This is a genomic window from Streptomyces sp. NPDC029466 (assembly GCF_055574515.1).
On record NZ_JBVHZH010000014.1, the window covers coordinates 29,767 to 54,242 of the forward strand.

At 73.5% G+C, this 24,476-nt stretch carries 18 protein-coding genes; 11 read left to right on the top strand and 7 right to left on the bottom strand.

Annotation, left to right across the window (positions count from 1 at the left end; translation table 11 throughout):
* Positions 1–130: 130 nt before the first annotated feature.
* On the bottom strand, positions 131–3,058 hold the full coding sequence (locus ACZ4XD_RS13605) for a helix-turn-helix transcriptional regulator (protein WP_468041553.1): 2,928 nt from the start codon (positions 3,056–3,058) through the stop codon (positions 131–133).
* A gap of 165 nt (positions 3,059–3,223) precedes the next feature.
* Between ACZ4XD_RS13605 and ACZ4XD_RS13610 the strand changes: the two genes are divergently transcribed.
* Positions 3,224–6,046, top strand: a complete 2,823-nt coding sequence (locus ACZ4XD_RS13610; protein ID WP_468041555.1) for an AAA family ATPase — start codon at positions 3,224–3,226, stop codon at positions 6,044–6,046.
* Between the two features lie 91 nt (positions 6,047–6,137).
* Here the strand turns inward: ACZ4XD_RS13610 and ACZ4XD_RS13615 are convergent, their stop codons facing one another.
* Positions 6,138–6,686 carry an NUDIX domain-containing protein gene (locus ACZ4XD_RS13615; protein WP_468041557.1) on the bottom strand — a complete coding sequence of 183 codons (549 nt, stop codon included), beginning with the start codon at positions 6,684–6,686 and terminating at the stop codon, positions 6,138–6,140.
* Positions 6,687–7,167: 481 nt separating this feature from the next.
* Between ACZ4XD_RS13615 and ACZ4XD_RS13620 the strand changes: the two genes are divergently transcribed.
* The 9 genes from ACZ4XD_RS13620 (at position 7,168) to ACZ4XD_RS13660 (ending at position 16,068) form a co-directional block, all read left to right on the top strand.
* Positions 7,168–8,076, top strand: a complete 909-nt coding sequence (locus tag ACZ4XD_RS13620) for a TauD/TfdA family dioxygenase (RefSeq protein WP_468041560.1) — start codon at positions 7,168–7,170, stop codon at positions 8,074–8,076.
* A gap of 65 nt (positions 8,077–8,141) precedes the next feature.
* Positions 8,142–9,713 (top strand): pyridoxal phosphate-dependent aminotransferase, encoded by a 1,572-nt coding sequence (locus ACZ4XD_RS13625; RefSeq protein ID WP_468041563.1) that lies wholly within the window; start codon positions 8,142–8,144, stop codon positions 9,711–9,713.
* Between the two features lie 34 nt (positions 9,714–9,747).
* Complete coding sequence (locus ACZ4XD_RS13630) at positions 9,748–10,557, top strand: BtpA/SgcQ family protein (RefSeq protein WP_468041566.1); 810 nt, start codon at positions 9,748–9,750, stop codon at positions 10,555–10,557.
* Entirely contained in the window at positions 10,554–11,693 is a 1,140-nt protein-coding gene (locus tag ACZ4XD_RS13635) for an SIS domain-containing protein (protein ID WP_468041569.1), read from the top strand. Before ACZ4XD_RS13630 ends, ACZ4XD_RS13635 begins: the two co-directional genes overlap by 4 nt.
* Positions 11,694–11,757: 64 nt before the next feature.
* On the top strand, positions 11,758–13,122 hold the full coding sequence (locus ACZ4XD_RS13640) for an aldehyde dehydrogenase family protein (RefSeq protein ID WP_468041571.1): 1,365 nt from the start codon (positions 11,758–11,760) through the stop codon (positions 13,120–13,122).
* A gap of 87 nt (positions 13,123–13,209) precedes the next feature.
* The gene (locus ACZ4XD_RS13645) at positions 13,210–13,515 is read left to right on the top strand and encodes a phosphopantetheine-binding protein (protein ID WP_468041573.1); all 306 of its coding nucleotides are present in this window, start codon (positions 13,210–13,212) and stop codon (positions 13,513–13,515) included.
* A complete protein-coding gene (locus tag ACZ4XD_RS13650; protein WP_468041576.1) occupies positions 13,502–14,464 on the top strand; it encodes an LLM class flavin-dependent oxidoreductase in 963 nt (320 codons plus the stop codon). Before ACZ4XD_RS13645 ends, ACZ4XD_RS13650 begins: the two co-directional genes overlap by 14 nt.
* Positions 14,465–14,556: 92 nt before the next feature.
* The gene (locus tag ACZ4XD_RS13655; RefSeq protein ID WP_468041578.1) at positions 14,557–15,324 is read left to right on the top strand and encodes a class I SAM-dependent DNA methyltransferase; all 768 of its coding nucleotides are present in this window, start codon (positions 14,557–14,559) and stop codon (positions 15,322–15,324) included.
* 132 nt (positions 15,325–15,456) lie between these two features.
* Positions 15,457–16,068, top strand: coding sequence for a hypothetical protein (locus tag ACZ4XD_RS13660; protein WP_468041580.1), 612 nt, complete (start codon positions 15,457–15,459; stop codon positions 16,066–16,068).
* Between the two features lie 28 nt (positions 16,069–16,096).
* Here the strand turns inward: ACZ4XD_RS13660 and ACZ4XD_RS13665 are convergent, their stop codons facing one another.
* The 5 genes from ACZ4XD_RS13665 to ACZ4XD_RS13685 all read right to left on the bottom strand — a co-directional run bounded on the left by ACZ4XD_RS13665 (position 16,097) and on the right by ACZ4XD_RS13685 (position 21,502).
* Positions 16,097–17,089, bottom strand: a complete 993-nt coding sequence (locus tag ACZ4XD_RS13665) for a pirin family protein (RefSeq protein WP_468041582.1) — start codon at positions 17,087–17,089, stop codon at positions 16,097–16,099.
* A 69-nt stretch (positions 17,090–17,158) separates the two neighbouring features.
* Positions 17,159–17,935 (bottom strand): dimethylargininase, encoded by a 777-nt coding sequence (gene ddaH, locus ACZ4XD_RS13670; RefSeq protein ID WP_468041584.1) that lies wholly within the window; start codon positions 17,933–17,935, stop codon positions 17,159–17,161.
* 174 nt (positions 17,936–18,109) lie between these two features.
* Positions 18,110–18,499: a GntR family transcriptional regulator gene (locus tag ACZ4XD_RS13675; protein ID WP_468041587.1), complete on the bottom strand. Its 390-nt coding sequence runs from the start codon at positions 18,497–18,499 to the stop codon at positions 18,110–18,112.
* 201 nt (positions 18,500–18,700) lie between these two features.
* The gene (gene asnB, locus ACZ4XD_RS13680) at positions 18,701–20,551 is read right to left on the bottom strand and encodes an asparagine synthase (glutamine-hydrolyzing) (protein WP_468041589.1); all 1,851 of its coding nucleotides are present in this window, start codon (positions 20,549–20,551) and stop codon (positions 18,701–18,703) included.
* A 228-nt stretch (positions 20,552–20,779) separates the two neighbouring features.
* Positions 20,780–21,502, bottom strand: a complete 723-nt coding sequence (locus ACZ4XD_RS13685; RefSeq protein WP_468041591.1) for a class I SAM-dependent methyltransferase — start codon at positions 21,500–21,502, stop codon at positions 20,780–20,782.
* Positions 21,503–21,721: 219 nt separating this feature from the next.
* On the opposite strand from ACZ4XD_RS13685, the gene ACZ4XD_RS13690 reads away from it, so the two are divergent.
* Entirely contained in the window at positions 21,722–24,256 is a 2,535-nt protein-coding gene (locus ACZ4XD_RS13690; RefSeq protein WP_468041593.1) for a SpoIIE family protein phosphatase, read from the top strand.
* Positions 24,257–24,476: the final 220 nt, after the last annotated feature.

Below are 24,476 nucleotides of genomic sequence, written 5' to 3' on the forward strand. Positions count from 1 at the left end.
GAAACCGGCATTCCGCACGCCGCGATCGCTTAAGGACAGGGAAACCTGGCACGAGTGCCGGGCATGCGGACCCGATGGGGTGGACCGGTGCGGGTCTTCTTCGCCACGCCCGCCCGCGGCGGACGCATGTTCAGTGGTCCGGGGCGGTCAGGGGGTGGCCGGTGAGCATGGCCGAGACGACCTCGGTACGGGACCGCAGGCCGCTGCGTGCGAACAGCCGTGACAGGCGATTGGCCACGGCGTCCTCGCTGAGCCGCAGCACGGTGGCGATCTGGCGGTTGGTGAGCCCCTCGGTCACCAGCGTGGCCAGCAGCCGCTCGTTCTCGGCGGTGGCCTGTCTGCGGCCGGGGACGGTCAGCCCGGCCTCGCGCATCGCGGCCCGGGTGTGGAAGCGGCTCAGCAACGAGCCCGTCTCCCCGTACAGTTCGTACGCCTCGTGCAGCAGCTCCGGGGGGCCCGCCTCCCCGGCCGCCGCCGCGGTCAGCGTGCGGGCGGTCTCGAACGGCTGGCACCGCGAGCGGGCCAGGTCCACCGCCTCGTCCAGCATCTCGCGGGCGGCGCCGGAGCCCGGCTCGCGCACCCGCGCCGCGGCCAGCAGGTACAGCAGCCGGGTGCGTCCGCTGCCGGTGCGGCCGGCGAGTTCCTGGAGGCGCCACAGACAGGACGCCGCCGCATCGGCCCGGCCGTCCGCCGCCCGGAGCATGGCGAGGGCGGCCGCCAGTTCGTCGGTTCCGTAGACATAGCCGCGCGCGTCGGCCTCCCGCAGCCCGCGCCGCAGGATGCGGTCGGCCGCCTCGGGACGGCCCATGGTCCGCAGCACCGCGGCCTCGGCGACGTCCAGGAAGATCTCCGTATGCCCCTCGTGGGTCCCGCGTTCACCGGCGATCAGACGGGCGGCACCGGCCGGCTTGCCCCTGGCCAGCAGGATGGCGGCCGTCCCCGCGGCGAACAGATGGTGCTGGGGCGCCGCGATGAACGTCTGGTCCTTGGCGACCATGCCGCGCGCCAGCGCCAGCGCGTCGTCCCACCGGCCCTGGAGATGGAGCAGGAGGAAGTGGCTGGCGGGAGGAAGCGCCCCGGGCGGCATCCCGCGGTCCTTCAGCAGGTCCATGGCGCCGCACAGGTCGGCGTTGCCGAGTAACTGGAGGGCGTACCCCGCCGCTATCGAGTACAGCACCTCCGGGGGGAGGCCGGGATCCGGCGGCGTCTCCAGGGCGCGGGCGAGCACGTCGGTCCGGCCCTGCACCAGGTGCCCGGCGGCCTGCGCCAGCTCGGGTACCAGCCGGATCTGCGGGTGCGGGCGCCACACCGGCTCCGTCCGCGCGAGCAGGTCCAGCCCCTCCTGCCACCGCTCGCTCATGCACAACGCCAGCGCCCGCCCCGGCAACGCGGCCTCCGGGGGCAGCGGCAGCCGGTCCCACCACTCGGCCGCCCCCATCCGGGCCAGCTGCGGCCAGTCCTTCACGGAGGTGACCGCGACGACCTGGAGGATGGCGAGCTCATGGAGATCCGGGCCGCTGACGACATCGGAGGGGTCGCGCAGAATCGGCTCCGCCGCCCGGCCCGCCGCCGGGTGGTCGCCCACGACCCAGCCGGCCTTCACACACCGCAGCAACGCCAGTTCGCGGGCCGCCGGTTCCTCGGTCACGCGCAGCGCCGCCCGGAACCACCGCAGCATGCCGCGGTCCTCGGGGTCGGGGTGCAACGCCTCGGCGGCGGCGGTGAGTTCCGCCGCCGCGCGCTCGCGGTCGATCAGTCCGCCCGCGTCGGCGAGCCGGTCGGGCAGGTACGTCACGGCGTCCGCCTCCGCCAGGAGCACGGCCGGGCGCCGCGGGGCCGTCGCCGCGGCCGCGCCGTCCCGCGCCGCCCAGAGAGCCTCCACCGCGGCGGCGGATATCCGGGCGCGTTCCAGGGGCCCGAGCCGTTCCCGGGTGGCGTGCTCCATCAGCGGTGACCGGAACACCCAGCCCCGGGGGCCGCCGCCGTCCTCACCCGGCAGTTCGTCGAGGAGGCCGGCGGCGATCAGGCGGCGCACGCCGTCGCCGGCCTCCCGCTCGGACAGCCCGGTGGCCCCGGCCACCAGCGCCGCCGCCGTCCGGCCGAGCGGCCACAGGATGCTCAGTGCCGCCGCCGTCGTCCGGCACGGTTCGCCGAGCTCGTGCAGCGCCCTCATGAACCGGTCCGCATCGGGCAGTACCGGCACCGGCGCGCCGGCGGCGAGGAAGGCGTGCCCGTCGGCGATCCGCACCGCGTCCTGCCGCGACCACTCGGTGAGCAGCGCGTCGGCGGCTGCCGGAATCCCGCGGGTCAGCCCGAGGACGCGCGCCACCAGGGCCGGGTCGGGCACCGCCTGCGACCGCCGCGCCACCATGTCGGCGAGCTGCGGCCGGGTCAGGCGCGGCAGGCCGATGGTCCGCGCCGTGCCCGCCTTTGCCGGCAGTCCGGCGGCCTGGTCCGGCCGGCAGCCGGACGCCGCGTCACCGGCCCCGACGGTGTGCCGTACCGACGTGATCAGCAGCCGGACCTCCGGGGGGCGCCGGGCGGCGACGGCTCCCAGTACGTCGAGGGAGGCCGCGTCGGCGTACTGCGCGTCGTCCACCACCACGGCCACGGGCGCCAGTTGCGTCAGCGCGGACAGCAGTGCGTCGGCGAGCGCCGCCCGGTCGCCCCGCTCCATGGCCGGCAGCACCTCGGTGTCCAGGTCCGCCCGGCCGGCCGCGGGCTGCCGCCCGGTGACCGACCGGTGCTCCCGTACGGCGGTGACCACCCGCAGCGCCAGCAGGAGCGGGCGGTCCCGGTCCCCGCGCACGCAGACCAGCGGCAGGACCACATGATCCCGCGCCGCCAGCCGTGCGGCGGCCGCCTGCGCGAACGCGCTGCGCCCCGCCCCCCGTTCTCCGTGGACGAGCACCAGGCCGGGACCGTCCGGGTCGTCCAGGCAGCGCTCGAACTCGGTCAACTCCCGTTCGCGGCCCACCAGGTGCGCGCTCGCGCACTCCCCCCACGTCGCCGTGGCGCCGCGCGCCGCCCCGGTCTCCGCCGGCCGGCCACTGTCCACGCAAGCTCCTCAACGACGGGCCACCGGCGGGCGTTCCGCCTGGTGCGCGCGACGGGACCGGTGCACCGGTCCCGTCGGAGCCTGCATTATGGCCGTCCCCCGCGACGACGTCACGATCGGCGGGACGGCCCCGGTCGACGTGGGCCGAAGCGAGTGAGGAGTCCAGTGGAACGCCGTGCATCTCTCGTCGGCAGGGACCATCAAGTCGGCGTGGTCGCCGACGCCCTGCGTCCGGCCGGTACGGCGCGGACCCTGCTCGTGACCGGCGAGGCCGGAGCGGGCAAGACCGCCGTGCTGGACGAGGCGCGGCACACGGTGGTCCGGGCGGGGGCCAAGGTGCTGTCGTTACCCTGGATGACCGCCACCGGGCCGAGCGGGGCCGCCACCCTTGCCGACGCCGTCTGCGGCGTGCTCGCCGAGGTCCAGCACGGCCGGTTCCTGGCCCACATCACCGCCGTGCGCCGGGCGCAGTCGCGCTCCGGGGACGGCGGCGAACTGACGCTGCTGTCCACGCTGGGCGAGACCCTGGCGGACGCGGCGCGCCACGTGCCGTTCGCCCTCGTCCTCGACGGCGCCGAGCGCATACCCCCGCCGACCGCGTCCGCGCTCCAGCTGATGCTGCGGGTGTTCCGGCCCGCGGGCCTGCCGGTGGTGATGGCCGGGCGCCCGGTGCCCGGGGGCCCGGCAGCCGCGCCCGACCTGGCGACGGCGGCCGACCGGGTGCTCGACCTGCCGCCGCTGCGGCCGGAGGACATCGGCGAGCTGGTCGGACAGCGCCTCGGCCGTCCCGCCGACCCCGCGCTGCTCGCGGCGGTGCGGCGTTCCCTCGGCCCCCTGGCCGGCAACCCCGCGGCCGTGCTCTCGGTGCTCACCGCGCTGGACGAGGACGACGGCCTCGTCGGCCTCGACGGCCGTATCTGTCTGGCCGGAAGGGAGGACGAGCTGCGGCTCACCGTGGGCGCGGAGCCGCTGCGCCGGGTCACCGCCGACGGTAGGGACGCCGTCGTCGTCCTGGCCGGCCTCCTGCACCGCGCCGAACTGCGGCTGGAGGACCTGCACAGCCTGGTCGCGGCGTGCGCGGTGCCGGCGGCCGACCTCGGCCGGACGGTGGACCGGCTGGTGCGGGAGCGGGCGCTGACCGTCGACGGGGACGGCCGGCTGGCCTTCGCCGTCCCCGCGCTGGCGGCGGCGCTGCGGACGCTGCCGTCCCGCCGTGACGTGCGCTCGGTGCACGCCGCCGTCGTGCAGACGGTCGCCGAGCGGCTGGGCCCCGCCACCACGGGCGCCTGCCATCCGCTGCTGGCCGACCATGTCGCGGCCGCGGGCTCCGCGCTGAACGACGGCGTGGCGGTGCCGCTGCTGCTGGCGGCCGCCGCCAAGGACGCCCGGTCCTACCATCCGCGGGCGGCGCGGGCCTACCTCTCCGCGCTGCGCCGCCTGCCGCCCAACTACCCCGCGACGCTGGGCGTGCTGCGCGAGGCCGCCGAACTGGGGCTGGCGTGCGGCGACCACACCGGCGTCCTCGCGCTGGGCGAACCGATCCTCGCCGGCCTGCGGGACCCCGGCCCCACCGACGGCGGCGGGCTGGAGTTCGCCACCCTCGCCTGGGGGCTGTCCGCGCTGCACGAGCACCGGTCGCCCCACGACGAAGGCACCGTGCCCCGGGAGGTGTGCGCGCGGATGCCGCGGGCGGCGATGCTGGCCGCGCTCGGCGGTTGGTACGGGATCGGCCCGCTCCCCCCGGGGCCGCCGTCCGCGGAACCCGCCCCGGACAGCGGCCGGCTGCGCGAGGGGCACGGTCCGCTGCCGTCCCGGGCCGAGCTGCGGACGCTGGCCGCCGCCGTGGGCGGCCACGAGGAGCTGGCGAGGGCCGTCGACGGCCTCCAGCGGGAGGACCTCGGCGAGGCGGCCATCGGGCGGCTGCGGGACGCCGCGGCCTACGGCGACCTGGCGGGCGCCCTCGATTCCGTACTGGGGGAACGCTGTGTACGCGCGGACCACAGCGCCGCCGGCCGCTACCACACCATGGTCCGTGACTACCTGGCCGGGCGCTGGGACGACGCCCTGTCGGCGGCCCGCGGCATCGAGCGGCGCGGCGGGGTCTGCGGCGGGCCGGGCACCAGCCAGCTGGCCCGGGCGCTGGCGGCCGAGATCCACTGCTTCCGCGGTGACCTGGTACGCGCCCGCGAGTGGCTCGACCGCATTCCCGGCACGGTCGTCCACCCGCTGGTGGCCCGCGCCCGGCTGGGGGTGCGGTACTGGTCGGGACAGCAGGACGCGGCGCTGGAGGAGGCCTGGCACGACGTGCGGCGGGCGCGCGGCAGCGGCCTGCTCACGGGGGCCGAGCGGGTGCTGCTGCGCATCCTGGAGTTCGCCGAGGAGACCCGGCCACGGCAGGCGCGGCAGGCCCTGGAGCAGCTCGCGGCACTGCACGCGGAGGCGGACACGGCCATGACCCGGGAGGCGCTGCTGATCGCCCGTGGGGTGCTGGACCGCGACGCGGACGGCGCGCACGACGCCTACCGCTCGGCCGCGCGGCGGGGCGACCGGCACATGATGCTGTACTGCTGCCAGGTCCTCGCCGAGGTCGGCGACGATCCCCAGCCGTGGCTGGCCGAGGCGGCGCGGCACACCCATCTGCTGTCGCTGGGGCGTCCCGGGCGCGTTCTGCTCGACAGGTCGGCGCAACGCCGCAACGTGCCGCTGCCGAGGGGCCGTTCGGCGCGCGAGGGCCTGAGCGAGGCGGATGTGCGGCTGATCGGCATGGTCGGTGAGGGCGGGACCAACCGGCAGATCGCGGCCCGTCTGGCGTGCAGTGAGAAGACGGTCGAACAACGGCTGGCCCGGCTGTTCCAACGCACCGGCCGACGCTCGCGGGTGGAGCTGGTGGCAGCCTGGCTGGACGGCAGCCTGGCCGGGCTCGGCCCGGGGCCGGACGTCCCGCCGGGCGGTGCGGCGGGAGGGGGTGCCGGCCCGGCCGGCGGCTGAACGCGCGGGCGGGACCGGAGGCGAGCACGGAAGGGGCGTGCACCGGCCACGCGATCGAGCTCCCTGGCCCGGGCTGCGGGGTGCCCGCGGTTCAGGATGATGTCCGTCGCCCTTCACGGTGGAGCAGCGAACGGCCGGCCAGGGCAGCGGCCAGGGCCCGGGTGTGTCCGGGAAAGGCGAGCTCCTCCGCTTCGCCGAGCACACAGCAGCCCTGGGTCTCGGTCGTGCGCGCCATCTCGGGCAGTACCGCGGCCGCACGCGGCGGCAGCAGCGCGAAAATCTCCAGGGTGTCCCGGGTGCTGTGCGCTCCGAAGAGCCGCACACCTTGCGCGGAGGCCATGAGCCCGGTCTCCTCCCGGAGTTCGCGCACGGCCGCCTCCTGCCAGCTCTCCCCGACTTCCAGGTAGCCGCCGGGCAGGGCCAGCCGGCCACGCCCCGGGGGGAGCGCACGGCGGATCACGACGATGCCCCAAGAGCCGTCCTCCTGTGTCACGGGCTGGAGGGCGACCGCGGCCGGCAGCGGGTTGCGCCAGAGTGTCTCCTCACACGCCTGGCAGTGCAACGGCCAGTTCGTGCTGTCCGTGTACGCGTGGCCGCAATACGGGCAGTGTGTGATGCGGCGCCCGTGCGTGAATCCCATGAACGCCTCATTTCATGCCGGGGCCCGCGGAGAAGCTGCGGCGGGCCGGGCCGGTAAGGGTGCCGTCGTACACCGGCGGCCGTAGGAAGTATCGAATTCCTGGACGGCTGAGACCGTAACAATCTCCGGAGAATTCCCGGTTAATCGGCCGGCTATCGCCCGTGGTCCACGGTGGCTCCGCGTGATTCCCGGGTGATTCCGGCACCGCCTCTAGAGTGCTCCGCGTACCGGGTCGAAGCCGCAGGAGTACCGGCCTGCGGGGGGATGGAGAGGGGCTCTTCGGAGGCTGCTCCATCGGTTTCGTCCGCACACCCGCCCATGGCTGAGGCCGGCCGCACGGCTTGTTCTTCATCCGTGCGCCCCGGCCGTCATTGCTGCCCCCCTTTATCCGACCGTCAGCGTCATCGAGAGGGGCCGAATATCACCGCTCCACAGTTTCCTGGCGTCCGGTAGCTGATTCGTCCGAGCAAAGGAACAAGGCATGGAACAGTCCGCCTTCGCATCCTCCGAAGCCCTGTGTGCGGCAGCGCGCGAGGTCACGCACGGAAGCTTCCGGGCGTCGCGGTCCGACCCTCACCTCGCGCCCAGGGAACGGCTGCTGGGCAACGCGGCGCCCCTGCACGGTCCGGCCGCGGCCACCCTGGGGGAGCAGGAGGCCGACACCCGCGGCGTGCACCAGGAGATCACCGAGCAGCTGTGGCGTCAGGGCCTGGCCGTCGTTCAGCTCGACCAGCCGCTGTCACCCGACCGCTTCATGACACTCGGCGACGGCCTGGGCACCGCGACCCCGGAAACGGATCCCGCGGTACAGCCGTTCGTACAGGACGGCGTCATCCTCAACCTCCGCAGCCGGCACGCGCCCACGGCAGAGGTGTCGCTCCAGCCCTTCGCCCGCAACTCGCTCTCCCTGCACTCCGAGAGCAGCGGTGCCGCCGTGTCGAGGCAGCCCCGGTACATCGTGCTCATATGCGTCAACCCCGGCGACGACACCCCGCACGCCCGGACGGTGCTGGTGCCCATGCGGGAGGTGGCCCGCCGGCTGTCGCCCGGGACCCTGGAGCTGCTGTCGCACACCGGTTACCGGGACAGTCCGGCGGCGCCGCCCATCGCGCGCCATGTCGACGGCCGTTGGGTGTTCTCCTTCCGCGACTTTCTCGACCAAGAGCTGCGGTGGACACACGACCGGCCGGACACCGACCCCGAGACGGTCAACGCGGCCCTGCGCGAACTGCTGGCCGCCATGTACGCGCCCGAAGAGGCGCTCGCGGTGCGCTGGCGCCGGGGACTGCTTGTCGTGATCGACAACACCTACTACTTCCACGGCCGCACCGCCGGTGCCGCGACACCCCCGCGAGAGCAACGGCACCTCCAGCGCCTCCGCATCCGCTAGCGGTCGAGCCGCCCGCGCCGGACCCCCACCGAAGGCCCCTCCCCACCACTCCATGTGAGATGCCGATGACACTCTTCGACTCCCCTCTGGTCCCGCGCCCTTCGCACGCGTCGCAGGACGCCCTGGCGATGTCCCGGCGGGCACCCCGGCACGCCGGGATATCCGACACCTTCGCCACCCACATCGACGAGCGGGTGCTTGACGTATTCGCCCGAGCCCGCCGCCCCGACGACCCGCTGGAACTGCGCAACCTGTGGCTGGGCCGCGTGGAGAACGAACTGGGCGGCCACGCGCACCATCCGGCACTGGCCGAGCAGTGGCGGGACAGCCGCCGGCTCCGCTCGGTCGAACCGGAGCAGGTGCTGATCTCCCGGGCGACCGTCCGGTTCGTCAAGGAGCTGTTCAACTGGTACTTCCGCGACGACCTGTACGGCGATCTCCGGGACAACGCGCAGTACATCCTCTCCGGCGGCGCGGTGGACGAGGAACGGTGGGGTCTTCCGCAGAGCCTGAAGGAATGCGTCCGCTTCGCTCTGGACCGCGACTGGTACGGCTACTCCGACTCGCGGGGGCGCTACCCGGCGCGCGAGGCGATCGCCGCCTACGAGACCGCGCGGCTCGACGGCGTGCGCTACGGGCCCGAACACGTGGCCATGACCATGGGCGGGACCTTCGCCGTGAGCACGCTCGCGGACTTCGTCCTCCACCAGGCCGCCCCGTCCACACCACCGGCGCTGTGCGCGATCCCCAACTACCCGCCCCTGGTCGAGACGATCGCCCGCCGGCACGACATCCAGCTCGTTCCCCTGGACAGCGGGCACGGGCAGACCTCGATCGAGCCGCTCCTCGCGGCGCTCACGCCCGACACCCCTCTGGTGCTGCTCCAGACCGTGGGCAACCCCACCGGGGCGGCCGTCACGGAGGAGGGCCTGCGACGGCTGATCCAGGCGGCCTCCCCCTCCACCGTCATCGTCCTCGACGAGTGCCATGAGTGGCTGGGCGCCTACGAGGAGCGCTCGGCCGCGCGCGGGGCACCCAACGTCGTCCGGGTCTCCAGCCTGTCCAAGACCTGGTCGGCGCCGGGGCTCAAGGCGGGCTGGTTCCTCGCCGACCCCGCCTTCATCGCCGAGTACTACGAGTACGCCTCCTCCTCCTTCGGCGGGCCGCCGTCGTTCTTCTACACGATCGTGGAAGTGCTGGCGCGCATGGAGCGATGGCTGATCACCGGCCTGGACGAGCCCGGACCGGCCGAACTCAAGGAGTTCGAGGCGTCCTACGGACTCGGCATCGAGCAGCTACGGCACGCCTACCGCACCTACCGGACGGAGCGGCTGCGACGGGCCGAGGAGCTCACCGTGCTCCGCGACGCCGCCACCGTCCGCCTGGCGGAGACCCCCGCGCGGGTGCTCACGCCGCGCTTCTCCATCAACACCGCCGTGGAGCTGCCCGGCTGGGACGACTCCTACCGATGTTTCCGGGACGTGCTGCGGGAGACGGGGGTGTCCCTCTTCCCCGGCATCCTCACCTTCTGCTTCTCCGGTGCCGTCATGCGGATCACCACCGCCCGTCCCTGGGAGCAGCTCGCACCCGCCCTGGACCGGCTGGGATCCCATCTCGTGGCCAGGGCGGCCCGGTGACCTCCTCCCCCCACCCCGACGAGCGAGGGGCCGTATGAATTCCTGGGCCGTACCGGACGGCAGGCACAAACTCGTCCTCGGCATGGTGCACTTGGCGCCCCTGCCCGGCACTCCCTTCCACCAGCCCCACACCTTCCCGGAGATCCTCGACACGGCGGTGGCGTCCGCGCGGGCCCTGTACGACGGCGGGGCGGACGGCTGCCTCATCCAGACGGTCGACCGTGTCTACAGCGTCGCCGACGAGTCGGACCCGGCACGTACCGTCGCGATGGGCCTGATCGTGCGCGCGGTCGTCGAGGCGACCGGCGGGGCGTTCCGCGTCGGTGTCCAGATGATGCGCAACGCCACCAGGGCATCGCTCGCCGTGGCGCAGGTGGCCGGGGGCGACTACGTCCGGGCCGGCGCCCTGGTGGGGCAGACCCTCACCGCCCACGGCATGGTGCGGCCCGATCCGCTGGAGGTGATGAGCTATCGCCGCTCGATCGACGCGGAGCGCGTGGGCATCGTGGCGGACATCGACTCCATGCACTTCACCTGGCACGGAGGGGAGAAGACCACCGCGGAGGTGGCTCGCGCGGCCCGCACCGTCGGCGCGGACGCGGTGTCGCTCTCGCACCCTGACGCGCGCACGGCACTGCACATGATCGCGTCCGTCCGTGAGGCCGTGCCCCACCTGCCCGTCATCCTGGCCGGACACACGAACCACGACAACGCGGCGCGCCTGCTCGCCGCCGCGGACGGGGCGTTCGTGGGCACGTGTCTGGAGCGTGAGGGGTGGGGCGGCACGGTCGATACCGACCTGGTGCGGCGTTACGTCGACATCGTCCGGGAGGCCGAGCGATGACACCCGCGCACAGCCCGGGTCCCGGCCCGTCCGGACCGCCGCTACTGGAGCCGGAGGTGATGCTCCGTCAGGTGCACTGCCTCGCCGACGACATACGGGCCCACACCGCCCCCTTCGCCGAACAGGTGCGGGCCCTCCCGGGCTCCTTGGGCCTGGCAGACATCGAGTCGGTGGTCCTCGTGGGCAATGGCGACAGCGACCATGCCGCCCGGGCCGTCGAAATGGCCTTCCGGTCCCTCGCCGGTGTGGACTGCCGGCCGGTGAGCGCGCTGCCCTTCACCCACTACCGGAAGTCCGCTGCCCCCTCCTCGCCGGCCCGTGTGCTCACCCTCGCGATCTCCGCCTCGGGCAGCAGCCCGCTCGTGGTCCGGGCGGCCGAGCAGGCGAGGGCGGCGGGAGGAGCGGTCGTGGCTCTCACCGGACGGGCGGAGAGCCCGCTCGCCCGGGCCGCCCACGGCACCGTCCTGCTCGCGCTGCCCGGCCAGGAGCCGTCGCCGGGCGTCCGCACCTACCAGGCCAGCCTCCTGGGAGCGCTGCTGCTGGCGACAGCCCTGGGGCAGGCACGTGGACACCTGGACCGCGCGGCGGCCGACCTGCTGCGGGACGAACTCGGCGCACTGGCCGACGCGGTCGAGGCCACCGTGGGCGAGTGCACCGGACGGACCCGGCAGATCGCCGACCGGATCGCCCACGCGCCGGTGCTCACCGTGCTCGGTGGCGGACCGTCCCATGGCAGCGCCCTGTACAGCGCGGCGAAAGTCATCGAGACCTCCGCCGTCTTCGCCGTCGGCCAGGACCTGGAGGAGTGGTGCCACGTCGAGCGGTTCGCCGGCCCGCGTGATCTGCCGGTCTTCGTGCTGGCCCCGGCCGGCCGCTGCTCCGGGCACGCCCGGCAGGTCGCACAGCGCGCCACCGAGCTGGGCCGACGGCTCATCGCGGTCGCTCCCGCGGACCAGCTCGACGGCTTCCCCGCCTGGGCGAAGCTGCCCGTCCACGGGCAGGTGCGCGAGGAGTTCTCCCCGCTGCTCCACCACCTGTTCGCGCCCCCTCTCGCCTGTCACCTCGCCCAGTGCCTGAACCGTGTCCCGTTCGCCGCCGGCCGGGCCGGCCCGCACTCCCCGCACCGGCTCGGGTGAACCGCCGGGTCGTCGAACCACCTGCCAGCCCCTGACCCGAAACCACCTGGAAGCAGGGCCCACCATGTCGCAGCCCCCGCTCGCTCTGCCCCTGACCGACCCGCGCACCGGCCGGGAGCGGTCGTCCCTCGCCGTCGGCCGCGCACCCGAGACCCGTGCGGCGGTGGCGGCCGCCCGCCGCGCCCAGCCCGCCTGGGCCGCCCGCACCCCCCGCGAGCGGGCCCGGCGCCTGCTGCGGTTCGCGGACCTCATAGAGGAGAACTCCGCTGCGTATGTGGCGGCCGAGCAGGCCGGAACGGGAAAACCCGCCGCCGAGGCCCAGGGCGAGGTCGAGAACTGCGCTGATCTGCTGCGGTTCTACGCCGGCGCCCTGCGTGCCGACACCGCGCCCGCGGGCGGACGGCGGATGTTCGGCCGGGAGAGCTGGGTGCGGTGGGAACCCATGGGCGTCGTCGCGGCGATCGTGCCCTGGAACTACCCGCTCATGATGGCCGCCTGGCGCATCGGGCCGGCGCTCGCCGCCGGCAACACCGTCGTGCTCAAGCCCGCGCTGACCACTCCGGACACGGCCGTGCTGCTCGCCCGGGACGCTGCCGCGGCGCTGGTCCCCGACGCACTGGTGACGGTGCCGGGCGACCGGGGCACCGGGCGGCTGCTCGTCGCCGAGGCCATCGACATGGTGGCCTTCACCGGCAGCGAGGCAGGGGGCCAGGATGTCGCGGTCCGTGCGGCACCGCACCGGGTCAGCCTGGAACTGGGCGGCAACTGCCCCGCTCTGGTCCTCCCGGACGCGCCCGACGACACCTGCGAGGAGCTGGTGCGGGCCGTCACCTACAACGCCGGTCAGAGCTGTGCCGCTCCGGCACGGGTGATCACCCTGCGGGAGAACTACGACCGGACCGTCGCCGGGTTGGCCAAGGCGATGAGCGAGCGGCGCGCCGGAGCCGACTTCGGACCGCTCAACAACGCCGACCAGGCGGCGCGTTACGACCGCATCGTGGGGAGCAGCGCGGCGGGCATCGACCATGTCGCCGGCCTCGCCCCGCGGCCGGGACAGGAGAACGGCTTCTGGCGGCCCGGACGGATCCTCGCCGATCTGGCGCCGGACGACCCGGCAGTGGTGGAGGAGGTGTTCGGCCCGGTGCTGACGGTCCAGGCGGTGAACGACATCGAGGAGGCGCAGGCACTGGCCAACTCCGTACCGCAGGCCCTCGCCGCGAGCGTCTGGGGATCCGACACGACCACCACGCTGGCCCTGGCCCACGAGTTGAACGCCGGGGAGGTCTGGGTCAACTGCCATCTGGACCAGAGCCCGGAACTGCCCCACGGCGGCCGCGGCACCTCCGGGCACGGCACGGACATGAGCGTCCTCGCCCTCACGGAGTACCAGCGCCCCAAGACCGTCACCGTGCGCCTCCACACGCACTGACACGCCCGGCCGGGCCCGTTACCCCCAGCCCGGTCCGCTCTGCCGGCCGGGCCGACGAAGGAGAAGAGGAAGAGGAACATGAGTGAGATGGCCGGTCGAACCGGTGACGCACTGCGCGAAACGGTCCGTGATCTCGTCGCTCGGCAGCTGCCCGACGCGGTGGGCAGTGAGCTGACACCGGACCTCCCGCTGCGTGAGGCCGGGTTGAGCTCCCTGGGCATGGTCGCGACGCTGGTGGCGATCGAGAGCGAGTTCGGCGTCAGTCTCCCCGACGACCTGATCACCCCGGAGACCTTCCACACCCTGCGGACGCTGGCCACCGCTCTCGCGCCGGTGGTCGAGGCGCAGCGGGAGGCGACGGGCACGGCGAGGGCAGAAGATGCCGTCTCCTGAACCGGCGCTGAGGTTCGGCGTCCACTCCGGGCAGCAGTATGAGTCGTACGACGAGATCCTGGCGTTGTGGCGCAGGGCCGAGGAACTCGGCTACGACTGGTGCTCGCTCTTCGACCACCTGCGACCCCCCATGGGCGGACCGGACGGTCCGTGCTTCGAGGGCACCACCCTGCTCTCCGCACTGACCGCCCACACGGACCGGATCCGCGGTGCCCTGATGGTGGCGCCGGTGGCCTGGCGTCACCCGGCGATGCTGGCCGCGCTCGCCGCGACCATCGACCACGTCAGCACCGGGCGGGTGGAGATCGGCATCGGAGTCGGCGGAGCCGATCTCGCCCACCAGCAGTACGGCTTCCACCTGCCCGAACGCGCCGAGCGAGGGGACATGCTGGAGGAGACTGCCGCGATCCTGCGGGGCCTGTGGTCGGGCGAGAGGTTCTCGTTCACCGGCAAGCACTTCCGCATCACCGACGGCTATCTGCGTCCCGCGCCGGTGCAGCCGCGGCTGCCGCTGGTCGTCGGCGGTGCGAGTACACCCGTGCTGCGCGTGGTCGCGCGGCACGGCGATGTGTGGAACAGCCTGCTCACGGACCCTGACCGGTATCGCCGGCGGGTCGAGCGGCTGGACCGCGAGTGCGAGCGGGCTGGCCGTGACCGGGCGGAGATCCGTCTTTCGATGACCTTCCGCGCCCTGCTCGTCGACGACCCGGCGGAGCTGCCGGGCAGACTCGCCCGCTTGCGCGACACCTTCCCGCCCGATTCGCCGGTGTGGCCGGAGTATCTGGTCTTCGGTACGCCGGAGCAGTGCGCCGAAGCACTGCTGCCCTACCGCGAACTGGGCGTCACCGACTTCGTGCTGGGCGTCCGGCCCCCGGTGGACCGGGACACCGTCACGCTCTTCGCCGAGCGCGTGATCCCGCACCTGCGCCCCGCCTCCGCCCCGGCGTGAGCCGGACGTCCGCCCGGTGAGCAATCGCCCCGGAACACCACCGCACTGAGGCCCGCGTGCCCCGCGCGACGCCCACAAGAAGGGTTACTCGTATGGCCAATTACTACTCCCAGGGATTCGCTGCCTTCTTCAACAGCAGTTACACCGGCTGGGTGGACCGCTTCTCTCCGAAGCTGGTCGCCCACCTGGCACAAACGGCCGGGGACCACCGCACCGCTGCGGACATCTGCTGCGGCACCGGCGTGACCGCCGCCCACTTCCTTGACGCCGGATGGAGCCTGTACGGGGTGGACGGTTCCCAGGCGATGCTCGACCTCGCGCGCACCCGGCACAGCGAGCGGATCGAGGAGGGCAGGTTCGGCGTGATCCAGGCCGACGCCCGCTCCTTCGACCTGCCCGCCCAGGTCGCCGCCTGCGTCAGCCTGGACGGCGCCCTCAACCACCTTCCCTCCACCGACGATCTGCGCCAGTGCTTCACCGCGGTGGCCGCCGCGCTCACCCAGGGAGGCGAATTCATCTTCGACCTCTACGAGCAGTCGCACTTCCTCCACTGGAACCACGCCACGCTCACGGACAGCCCTGAGGCCGTCGTGGTCAAGCGCGGGGTATGGGACACCGGCAGCCGCACCGGAATGCTGCGCGTCTCGGGCGTATTCGACGCCGGAGGCCGGGCCCAGAGGGTCGACCAGACACTGACGAGCTGGTACTACGACCACGCCGACGTGACCGGTGCACTGCACGCGGCAGGGTTGGAGCCGCTCTCCCACGCCTTCGGCGGCACCGATCTCAAGTGCGACTCGGGCTCATGCTCGCGGACAGACGTGCCGTGCCGCACCATCTACCGCGCGCGAAAGGCCTGACCCAGCGACGGGGACAGCCGACTCCACCGGCGCCGGGTACCGGCGGTCCCGGTGACCGTGCGAGGCTCGGTGACCGGTGAAGTCGCCGCCGCACGGGACGTGTTCGGCCGGCCAGAGACGGTGAGGGCAGAGATGACGTCCGCAGTGCGCTACAAGACGGCCTGGGAGGACCCGGCCACCCGCCGGGCCTGGCGCCGTACCGCGCTCTTTCGGTGCGCCGCCCTGCTGGGCTGGCTCCTGGGCTTCCCGGCATGGCTCTTCGCCGTCGTCCGCACACCGGCCTGGCTGCTGGTGCTGTGGCTGCCGATGCTGTGCGTCGGCATCTGGTACACCCAGCTCGCCAGGGTCGCCGTCGCCTACCTGACGGGCATGCGGCGAGTACTGCGCGTCTACCCGTGGCAGGTCGGCATCGTCGAGGTCGGATCCAAGAAGAACGGGAGCACGCGGTTCGTCGTGCCCGACCCGGAACGGCCCGAGAAGTCCGTGAGCCTCGGCCATGGCGGCATGCTCGGGACCGGGCGGCACTTCTGGGTGCGCACCGTGAAGTCCGGACGGACCACGACTGCCTGGTTCGCCGGCGACCCCCGCTACCTGGGCGTCGTGGCGACCTCCGGCCCGCGAAACCTCCTGTGGCTGGCCCAGCGCGAGGCCACGGACGCACGGATGCCTCCCCGCAAGCGGGGCGTCAGCCCCGGGGCCCGTGCGCTGGCACGGTCCGCCGGAGCGCGGGTCGGGGAGGACTGACAGGCCGGCGGCTCAACCTCTCCGCAGGTCAGCGCGCCCTCCCCCGAGGCTTCAGGGTCATCGGCGGGAGTTCGGGGGCGGGCAGGCGGTCGCCGTCGTAGCCGTGGACGGTGCCGAAGCGGGAGCCGGTGGTCCAGTCCGAGCGGGCGTCCTCGATGTCCTGCTGGGAGCGGCCGATGAAGTTCCACCACATCACGATCTGTTCCTCGAACGGTTCGCCGCCGAGGAGCAGCAGGCTGCTGTCGGAGTCGGCGCGCAGCGGCAACTCGGCGCGGCCGCAGCCGAGGTAGAGGAGGGAGCCGGGGGCCAGCCGGACGCCGTCGACCTCGCTCTCGCCGGAGATGGTGAGGGCCGCGTACTCGAAGTCGGGGTCGAGGGGCAGCCGGGTGTCCGTGCCGGCGGTGAGGGTGAGGTCGGCGCCGACCAGGGGGGAGTAGGTGGTGCCGGGCGAGGTGGCGCCGGCCAGTTCGCCGAGGATGACGGTGGCGGAGAGGCCGCCGCCGTTGATCATCGGCAGGTCGGTGTGGTGCTCGAAGGACGGCGCGGTGTCGCGGTGTGCGCCGGGGAGGGCCACCCAGAGCTGGGCGCCGTGCAGGAACGGGCCATGGCCGTGCGGCGATTCCTCGGAGTGGGCGATGGCCCGGCCGGACGTCATCAGGCCCAGTTCCCGCGGCCGTACGGTCTGGAGGCTGCCGAGGCTGTCACGGTGCAGCACCTCGCCCTCGCGCAGCCAGCTGACGGTCTGGAGTCCCATGTGCGGATGCGGCGGCACCTGCATCCCGGGCCCGTCGACGATGTCGTCCGGGCCGATGGGGGCACCGCCCATGCCCTTCAGGCAATGGGGGAGGTCGACGAAGCACCAGGCGCCGACCATCCGCCGGCCGAGGTTCGGCAGCAGCCGGCGGACGACGGTGCCCTCGCCGAGGGGGACCTGCTTGCCGGGCTGGACGTCGCGGACCGGGCCCGTGCGGCCGGTGCCGCCGCACAGGCCGGGCGCGGGTCTGAGTTCGAGGTTGCTCATGGCGCCACGATAGGCACGGTCAGCGGCGCGGTCCGGGCAGGCACACGAAGCGCCGGTGATGTCGCCCCGTCATGCATACAGCTCGCGCAGCCGCACGGACAGGCAGGTCACACAGCCCTCCAGCTTCTCGAACTCGCTGATGTCCACGACGACCGGCTGGTAGCCCAGGTCGGCGAAGAGCTCCGCGCTGCGGGGCGCGCCGGCGGCCATCAGCAGCTTGCCGCCGCCGAGCAGCACGACATGGGCGCCGGACTCCTCGGGGACGGGCAGGAAGCGGGGGAAGGCCGCGGGGTCGTCGACCAGGGACGGATGGCCGATGACGGTGCCGTCCGGGAGCGCGGTCACGGCGGATTTGAGGTGGAGTACGCGGCTGACCGGTACCGCGACCACGCGGGCGCCCAACGGCTCGAAGGCGGCGCGGAGTTGGCGGACACCCTCGGCGTTGGTGCGGCCGCCGCGGCCCACGTAGACCGTGTCGCCGACCTTGAGGATGTCGCCGCCGTCCAAAGTGCCGGGCGCCCGGATCTCGTTGACGGAGCAGCCCAGCGCCTCGACGGCCGCGCGGGCGTCCGCCACTTCGGGCCGGCGCTCTCCGGCGCCGGGGCGGGCGAGCAGGGCGACATTGCGGAACATGACCATGGTGTCCTCGACGAAGACCGCGTCGGGGCAGTCGTCGGCGGGGGCGACCTCGGTGAGGTGCCAGCCGTGGTCGCGCAGCACCTGGACGTAGGACTCCCACTGGCGCAGGGCGAGGGCGGGGTCGACCGGGCGCCGGTCTATATGGGTGACCAGCCCCTCGGCGAGGCGGGGGCCGGGGCGGCGGACGAGCGCCTGCTTGCTGGGCATGCGGCTCCTTTCGAGCGGTGACTCGGGGGCGGGCGGGTAGCGGTGGGGGCGGTCAGCCGGCGGTGGGGGGTGGGGCGGTCTGGTGGCGGTGGGCGGGCGGCAGACAAGGCCGGGCGGCGGGCGGCAGACACGGCCGGGCGCGCGGCAGGCCCGGTCAGGGCGCGGCAGGCGCGGTCAGTCGTCGGCCCCGTACGTGGCGCGCAGGGCGTTCTCGACGGCCGCGCGGGCGGCATGGTGGTCCAGGCCGAGGCGCTGGGCGCGGCGGGCGTAGCTCTCGGCGGCCGCGGCGGCTTCCTTGTCCGCGGCCTCCCCGGCCGCCGCGATGAAGCTGCCGTTACGGCCGCGGGTCTCGATCACGCCGTCGGTCTCCAGGGCGCGGTAGGCCTTGGCCACGGTGTTGGCCGCCAGGCCGAGCTCTTCGGCGAGGCCGCGGACGGTGGGGAGTTTGTAGCCGACCGGCAGACCGCCGTCCCTGGCCTGATCCGCGATCTGGGTGCGTACCTGCTCGAACGGCGCGGCGGCCGCGGCCGGATCGATGGTGATGGTCAAGGTCTGCGGGGACACGGTGGCGCTCCTGGTGCTGGTGGCGGGGCGGGCGGATGCGCGACGGCGCGTACCCCTGGGGGGGTCCCCGGGATGCGTGCGCGTACGCGTACCCGTCGGTGCGCGTGTTTGTCGCATCCATTGTGCGTCAGGAGCGCCCGCTGTGACGGGAGGTCTCACCTCTCGGGAGATGTCACCCCTGGGTGCGTCCCCAGGGGAAGGTCACAGCTCCAGGGTGGTGCCCGTCGTCCGCAGCCAGGCGTTCATGCCGAGGACCAGCTCGGCGCCGGGGCGGATGCCCGGCGTCGCGCCGTCGGCGGTGGCCCGCGCGAGGGCGCCGGAGTCCAGCAACGGCCGGACGGGAGCGGCCCGGTCGGCGGCCAGCTCCTTGAGTTCGTCGTGCAACGCCTCTAAATAGCGCGGGTCCTGGGTGCTGGGATAGGGGCTCTTGACCCGGTCGGCCACCGCGTCGGGCAGCACGTCGCGGGTGGCGGCGCGCAGCAGCGACTTCTCCCGGCCGTCGAAGACCTTCATCGACCAGGGGGTGTTGAAGACGTAGTCGACGAGCCGGTGGTCGCAGAACGGGACGCGCACCTCCAGGCCGACGGCCATACTGGCCCGGTCCTTGCGGTCGAGCAGGATCTGCACGAAGCGGGTCAGATGCAGATAGCTGATCTCGCGCATCCGCCGCTGGAGGCCGGTGTCGCTGTCGAGGCAGGGCACTTCGGCGAGCGCCTCGCGATAGCGGCGCTCGGTGTATCCGGGCAGGTCGAGCTTGCCCAGCAGGCCGCGGTCCAGCAGCGCCTCGCGGGTGCCGCCGCCCCCGGCGAACCGGCCGGAGAGGCCGGCCGCGATCCAGGGGAAGGTGTCGGCGTGCACGGCCCCGGGGTCGTGGAACCAGCGGTAGCCGCCGAAGACCTCGTCCGCGGACTCGCCGGACAGCGCGACCGTGGACTGCTCGCGGATGGCCTTGAACAGCAGGTAGAGGGAGGTGTCCCCGTCGCCGAAGCCGTTCGGCAGATCGCGGGCGGCCAGGACCGCGCCGCGGTGGCCGGGGTCCATCAGGGCGGCGGTGTCCAGGACGATGTCCTGGTGCTCGGCGCGGACGTGCTCGGCCAGGGCGTGCGCGTACGGCCCGTCGGGGGTGCCCCGCAGATCGTCGGGCCGGAAGTTCTCGGTGTAGCCGGTGAAGTCGACGGCGAACGAGCGGACCGGGCCGCGCCCCTGGGCGGCCAGCGCGCGGGCGGCGAGCGCGGTGAGGGCGGAGGAGTCCAGGCCGCCGGAGAGCAGGGTGCACAGCGGCACATCGGCGATCAGCTGGCGGTCCACGATGTCGTCGAGCAGTGTGCGGATGTGCGCGACGGTGGTGCCGAGGTCGTCGGTGTGCTCGCGGGCGGTGAGGGCCCAGTAGCGCTTGACGGTCACCCCGCCGCGGCCGACCCGGACGAGATGGCCGGGGCGTACCTCGTGCATGCCCTGGTAGACGGCGTGGCCCGGGGTCTTGGTGAAGGTGATGAGCTCGGCCAGGCCCTCGGCGTCGACGGTGGGGCGCAGGGAGGGGTGGGCGAGGATCGCCTTGGGCTCGGAACCGAACAGCACCCCGTCGGGGGTGGGGTGGTAGTAGAGCGGCTTGATGCCCATCCGGTCGCGTAACAGCAGGAGTTGCCGGCTCCGTGGGTCCCAGAGCGCCAGGGCGTACATGCCGTTGAGTCGCTCGGCGAACGCCTCGCCCCACTGGAGGTAGGCGTGCAGCACCACTTCGGTGTCGCTGTGGGTACGGAAGGTGTGGCCCAGCTGCTCCAGTTCGGCGCGCAGCTCGCGGTAGTTGTACACCTCGCCGCTGTAGGTGGTGACGAGGAGGGTGCGGCCGTCGTGGGTGACGGTCATGGGCTGCTGACCGCCGTCGGGGTCGATGACGGCGAGCCGGCGGTGGCCGAACGCGGCATGGGTGTCGAGCCAGATGCCGGCCGCGTCCGGGCCGCGGCAGGCCATGGTCTCGGTCATCGCCTCAAGGATGGCGCGCCGTCTGCTGAGGTCGTGGTCGTAGGAGATCCATCCGGTGATTCCGCACATGCTCGCGGCTCCTCCTTCGGGGGCCGCCGCATCCAGGCGGCGGCCTGCGGCAGGCACCGTACGCGCGGGTAGATGTATCGGCCACACAAGCCGCCCGGGAGCGCCCGGAACGGGCCACGCGCGCACCGCATTACGGAAAAGCAGCGGCAAAGCGGGGCCCGCACACCGGAAAAGAAGCGGCAATTTCGCCTCGTGCCGACACCACCGGCCGGTTCCCGAAGAGCCATGTCACATAGGCGAGTGGTGGGTGACCTCCAGGCCGGCGCAGTCGACCACTCCGGTGTGCCGTCCGGAGAGGTCGGCGATCAGCACATACCGCTCATCGGCCACCTCCTTGCCCCACAGCGCCGGATCGTGCGCGAGGCTCTCCACTCGTGTGCGCACCGCCAACGGCTCGGCGAGGGCGGTGAGTTCGCCGGACGGAAGACCTATCGGGTCGGCCTCGCCCCAGCGGCCCTCCACCAGCACCAGCCGGCCACCGGGGGTGAGCAGACCGGCCCAGTGACGCAGCGCGGCCGCGGGATCGGGCAGGGCCCACAGGACATGGCGCACCAGGACGACATCGAAGAGCCGCTCCCCCACGGGTGGTTCGGCGGCGTCACCGACCAGGAACGCGGCATCGCGGCCCGCGAGCTTGGTGCGCGCCCGCTCGATCATGCGCGCGGAGCGGTCGATGCCCGTGACCCGATGGCCCTGCTCGGCGGCGAGCAGGGCCAGGCTTCCGGTGCCGCAGCCCAGGTCGAGGACGGCGGCGGGCCCGGCAGGCAGCCAGGAGCGCAGCCGGGCGGCCCAGGCGGAGCGGACGGCGGGGTCGCGCAGACCGTGGTCGGGCTCCTCGTCGAAGGAGGCGGCGGCCGCTTCCCAGTAGGCGGCGTCGGCGGTCGGCAGCGGTGGGTTGAGGGGGTCGGTCACGGGCTGACGGGACGGGTCGTCGGGCGCTACGGGACTCATGTGCCGATGGTGGCAGCACCCACTGACAGCGGCCGCGGACAACGGCCGCGGACACGGCCGCAGACATGGCTTCCCGGCGCTGGGCGCGGGCCGGTGGCGGGCGCCGGGGAGAGCGCCCGGCCAGGGTGAGGGGTTACCGTGGAAAAGGCCGGTCGAGTGCGGCGGCGCCGCCCTGAAAAGCGCCTGTCGCACGGTGGGGACCGGCATTGGACCGGTCATATGTGTGCCTCCCAGAGCAGCCGTCTCTCCGGAGACGGCGTCTTCGACCTCACGCGGACGGCCGTGGTGATGGCCGATCGCGCGGGGGTGGCGCAGGGCTGGACGAAGGGCGCCGAGCGACTGCTGGGCTACGCGGTGTCCGAGGCCGTCGGCAGGCCCCTGACGGAGCTGTTCGCGGGCGTGGCCGCCGGTGCGCCGCCGGACAGCAGGTGGGAGTCCCGGCTGGCGGCGGCGGACGGCTGGAGCGGGTTGGAAGCCGTACGGCACAAGGACGGCCACCGGCTCGACCTGGAATTCCGCGTACTGCCGCTCATGGACGCCCAGGAGCACTCGACACGGCTCGTCCTCGCCGCCGAGATGACCCGGACCCCCTGGTCGGGAGCGAGCCGGTCGTTCCTGGAGGGCATTCTCGGCATGTCACCGATCGGCGTGGCCATGGTGAACGCCGATCTTCAGTACGTGTGGCTGAACGACGCCTTGGAGCAGATGGGCGGCACCAGCCGCGAGCAGCGCCTCGGGAAGCGGCTGGGGGACATCCAGCCGGGCCTCGCCGTGGAGGCCATCGAGGCGGAGATGCGCAAGGTGCTGACCAGCGGTACCCCGTCGGTCGGCTACGAGTACCTGGGGCGCCCGGAGTCCGATCCGCAGCGGGAGCACGCCTACTCCACCTCGTTCTTCCGGATCGAGGACGAAGCCGGTCAGGTGCTGGGCGTCTGTTACATGGTCCTGGACGTCACGGAGAGCTACCGGGCGCGCCAGCGGATGGCCCTGCTGAACCGGGCCGGTGAGCGCATCGGCAGCTCCCTGGACGTCTGGCAGACCGCACAGGAACTCGCCGATGCGGCGGTTCCGGAGCTCGCCGACTTCGTCACCGTCGATCTGCTCGACGCACTGCTCTCCGGGGAGGAGCCGATGCCCGAGCCGGCCGATGGCGCGGATCTGTTCACCATGCGCCGGGCGGGGCAGCAGTCGGTACGCGAGGGCTGCCCCGAGGCGGTGGTGGCGATCGGGGACGCGGCCGCCTATCCGCCGTCGGCGCCCGTCGTGCTGAGTCTCATCGAAGGCGATTCAGCGCTGTTCCAGACGCTGGATCTCGCCGAGGGTGACTGGGCGGCCGAGGACCCGGTCCGCGCGGCGCACCTGCGGGAGCTGGGCTTCCACTCGCTGATGGTGGTTCCGCTCCGGGCGCGGGGCGCCTTCCTGGGGGCGGCCGCGTTCGCCCGCTGGCAGCACACCGGGCCGTTCCAGCCGGACGACCTGGTGCTCGCCGAGGAGTTCGTCACCCGCGCCGCGATCTCCATCGACAACGCCCGCAGATACACCCGCGAGCACAACACGGCCCTCACCCTCCAGCACAGCCTGCTGCCGCACGATCTGCCCGAGCAGTGCGCGGTGGAGGCCGCCTACCGCTATCTGCCGGCCGATTCGCTCAGCGGCGTCGGCGGGGACTGGTTCGATGTGATCCCGCTGTCCGGCGCCCGGGTCGCGCTGGTGGTCGGCGATGTCGTCGGCCACGGGGTGCACGCCGCGGCCACCATGGGGCGGCTGCGGGCCGCGGTGCAGGCCCTCGCCGACCTGGACCTGTCCCCGGAAGAGGTGCTGGCGCACCTGGACGACATGGTCAACCGGGTCGGCCACGACACCAACGCCGACGACGGGGTCATCGGAGCCACCTGTCTGTACGCGGTCTACGACCCGGCCGGCTGCCGCTGCACGCTGGCCCGCGCCGGTCACCCCGCACCGCTGCTCATCAGCCCCGCGGGCGAAGGCCGGCTGCTGGAGCTGCCGACCGGACCGCCGCTGGGACTGGGCGGGATGCCCTTCGAATCCGTCGAACTGCCGTTGCCGGAAGGCAGTCTGCTGGCCCTCTACACCAACGGCCTGCTGCTGGGGAAGGCCCTCGATCTCGACGGCGGGGTCACCAGGCTGCGTGCCGCCCTGGCCGATCCGCAGGCCCCGCTGGAGGATCTGTGCGACACGGTGATCGGCGGTCTGCCGGGCGGACGGCCGGTCGATGACGTGGCGTTGCTGCTGGCCCGCACCCGGGCCCTGGCGCCGGCCCAGCTGGCGACCTGGGAGATCGCCGCCGATCCGTCCGCGGTCGGCCAGGCCCGCAGGTCCGCCGCCGGCCGGCTGGCGGAGTGGGGGCTGGAGGACCTCGCGTTCTCCACCGAGCTGATCGTCAGCGAACTGGTCACCAACGCCATCCGGCACGCCTCCGGGCCGATCAGCCTGCGGATGATCCGGGCGCGGACGCTGATCTGCGAGGTGTCGGACAGCAGCAGCACCTCGCCGCACCTCCGCCATGCGCGCACCACCGACGAGGGCGGCCGGGGGCTGTTCCTGATCGCCCGGTACGCCGATCGCTGGGGCACCCGGTACACCGCCCAGGGAAAGATCATCTGGGCCGAGCAGCCGCTGCGTTCGGCGGCCGGGGCCGTACCGGCGCACGACCTGGACGCGCTCCTCGACGGACTCGGTGGACTCGACGACCTCGACGGCCCGGCCGGCGGCACCGGCACCGAAGGCCGCTGAGGGCACCTCCCGCCGCGCACAACTCCCGCTGTACGCACGGCCCGAGAGCCGCACGCGGCACCGGCGCCGACTGGCCCGGGACGCACCGGCCGCCGGTCCGGACGGCGCTCACCACCCGGCGATGCCCGTTTCCTCCCCGCCTGTATGAGCCCCCGCTTAGCCGTCCCCTAAGCGGGCGAGAACCTTGGAAGTGCCTTGCGCCGCAGGTCAGGCCCTAGGT

Bases quoted from the DNA above. Each gene is read 5' to 3' on its own strand.
- ACZ4XD_RS13620 (WP_468041560.1), top strand. From the start codon at position 7,168: ATGGAACAGTCCGCCTTCGCATCCTCCGAAGCCCTGTGTGCGGCAGCG.
- ACZ4XD_RS13655 (WP_468041578.1), top strand. From the start codon at position 14,557: ATGGCCAATTACTACTCCCAGGGATTCGCTGCCTTCTTCAACAGCAGT.
- ACZ4XD_RS13615 (WP_468041557.1), bottom strand. From the start codon at position 6,686: ATGGGATTCACGCACGGGCGCCGCATCACACACTGCCCGTATTGCGGC.
- ACZ4XD_RS13630 (WP_468041566.1), top strand. From the start codon at position 9,748: ATGAATTCCTGGGCCGTACCGGACGGCAGGCACAAACTCGTCCTCGGC.
- ACZ4XD_RS13665 (WP_468041582.1), bottom strand. From the start codon at position 17,089: ATGAGCAACCTCGAACTCAGACCCGCGCCCGGCCTGTGCGGCGGCACC.
- ACZ4XD_RS13650 (WP_468041576.1), top strand. From the start codon at position 13,502: ATGCCGTCTCCTGAACCGGCGCTGAGGTTCGGCGTCCACTCCGGGCAG.
- ddaH (WP_468041584.1), bottom strand. From the start codon at position 17,935: ATGCCCAGCAAGCAGGCGCTCGTCCGCCGCCCCGGCCCCCGCCTCGCC.
- ACZ4XD_RS13660 (WP_468041580.1), top strand. From the start codon at position 15,457: ATGACGTCCGCAGTGCGCTACAAGACGGCCTGGGAGGACCCGGCCACC.
- ACZ4XD_RS13690 (WP_468041593.1), top strand. From the start codon at position 21,722: ATGTGTGCCTCCCAGAGCAGCCGTCTCTCCGGAGACGGCGTCTTCGAC.
- ACZ4XD_RS13640 (WP_468041571.1), top strand. From the start codon at position 11,758: ATGTCGCAGCCCCCGCTCGCTCTGCCCCTGACCGACCCGCGCACCGGC.
- ACZ4XD_RS13635 (WP_468041569.1), top strand. From the start codon at position 10,554: ATGACACCCGCGCACAGCCCGGGTCCCGGCCCGTCCGGACCGCCGCTA.
- asnB (WP_468041589.1), bottom strand. From the start codon at position 20,551: ATGTGCGGAATCACCGGATGGATCTCCTACGACCACGACCTCAGCAGA.
- ACZ4XD_RS13625 (WP_468041563.1), top strand. From the start codon at position 8,142: ATGACACTCTTCGACTCCCCTCTGGTCCCGCGCCCTTCGCACGCGTCG.
- ACZ4XD_RS13685 (WP_468041591.1), bottom strand. From the start codon at position 21,502: ATGAGTCCCGTAGCGCCCGACGACCCGTCCCGTCAGCCCGTGACCGAC.
- ACZ4XD_RS13645 (WP_468041573.1), top strand. From the start codon at position 13,210: ATGGCCGGTCGAACCGGTGACGCACTGCGCGAAACGGTCCGTGATCTC.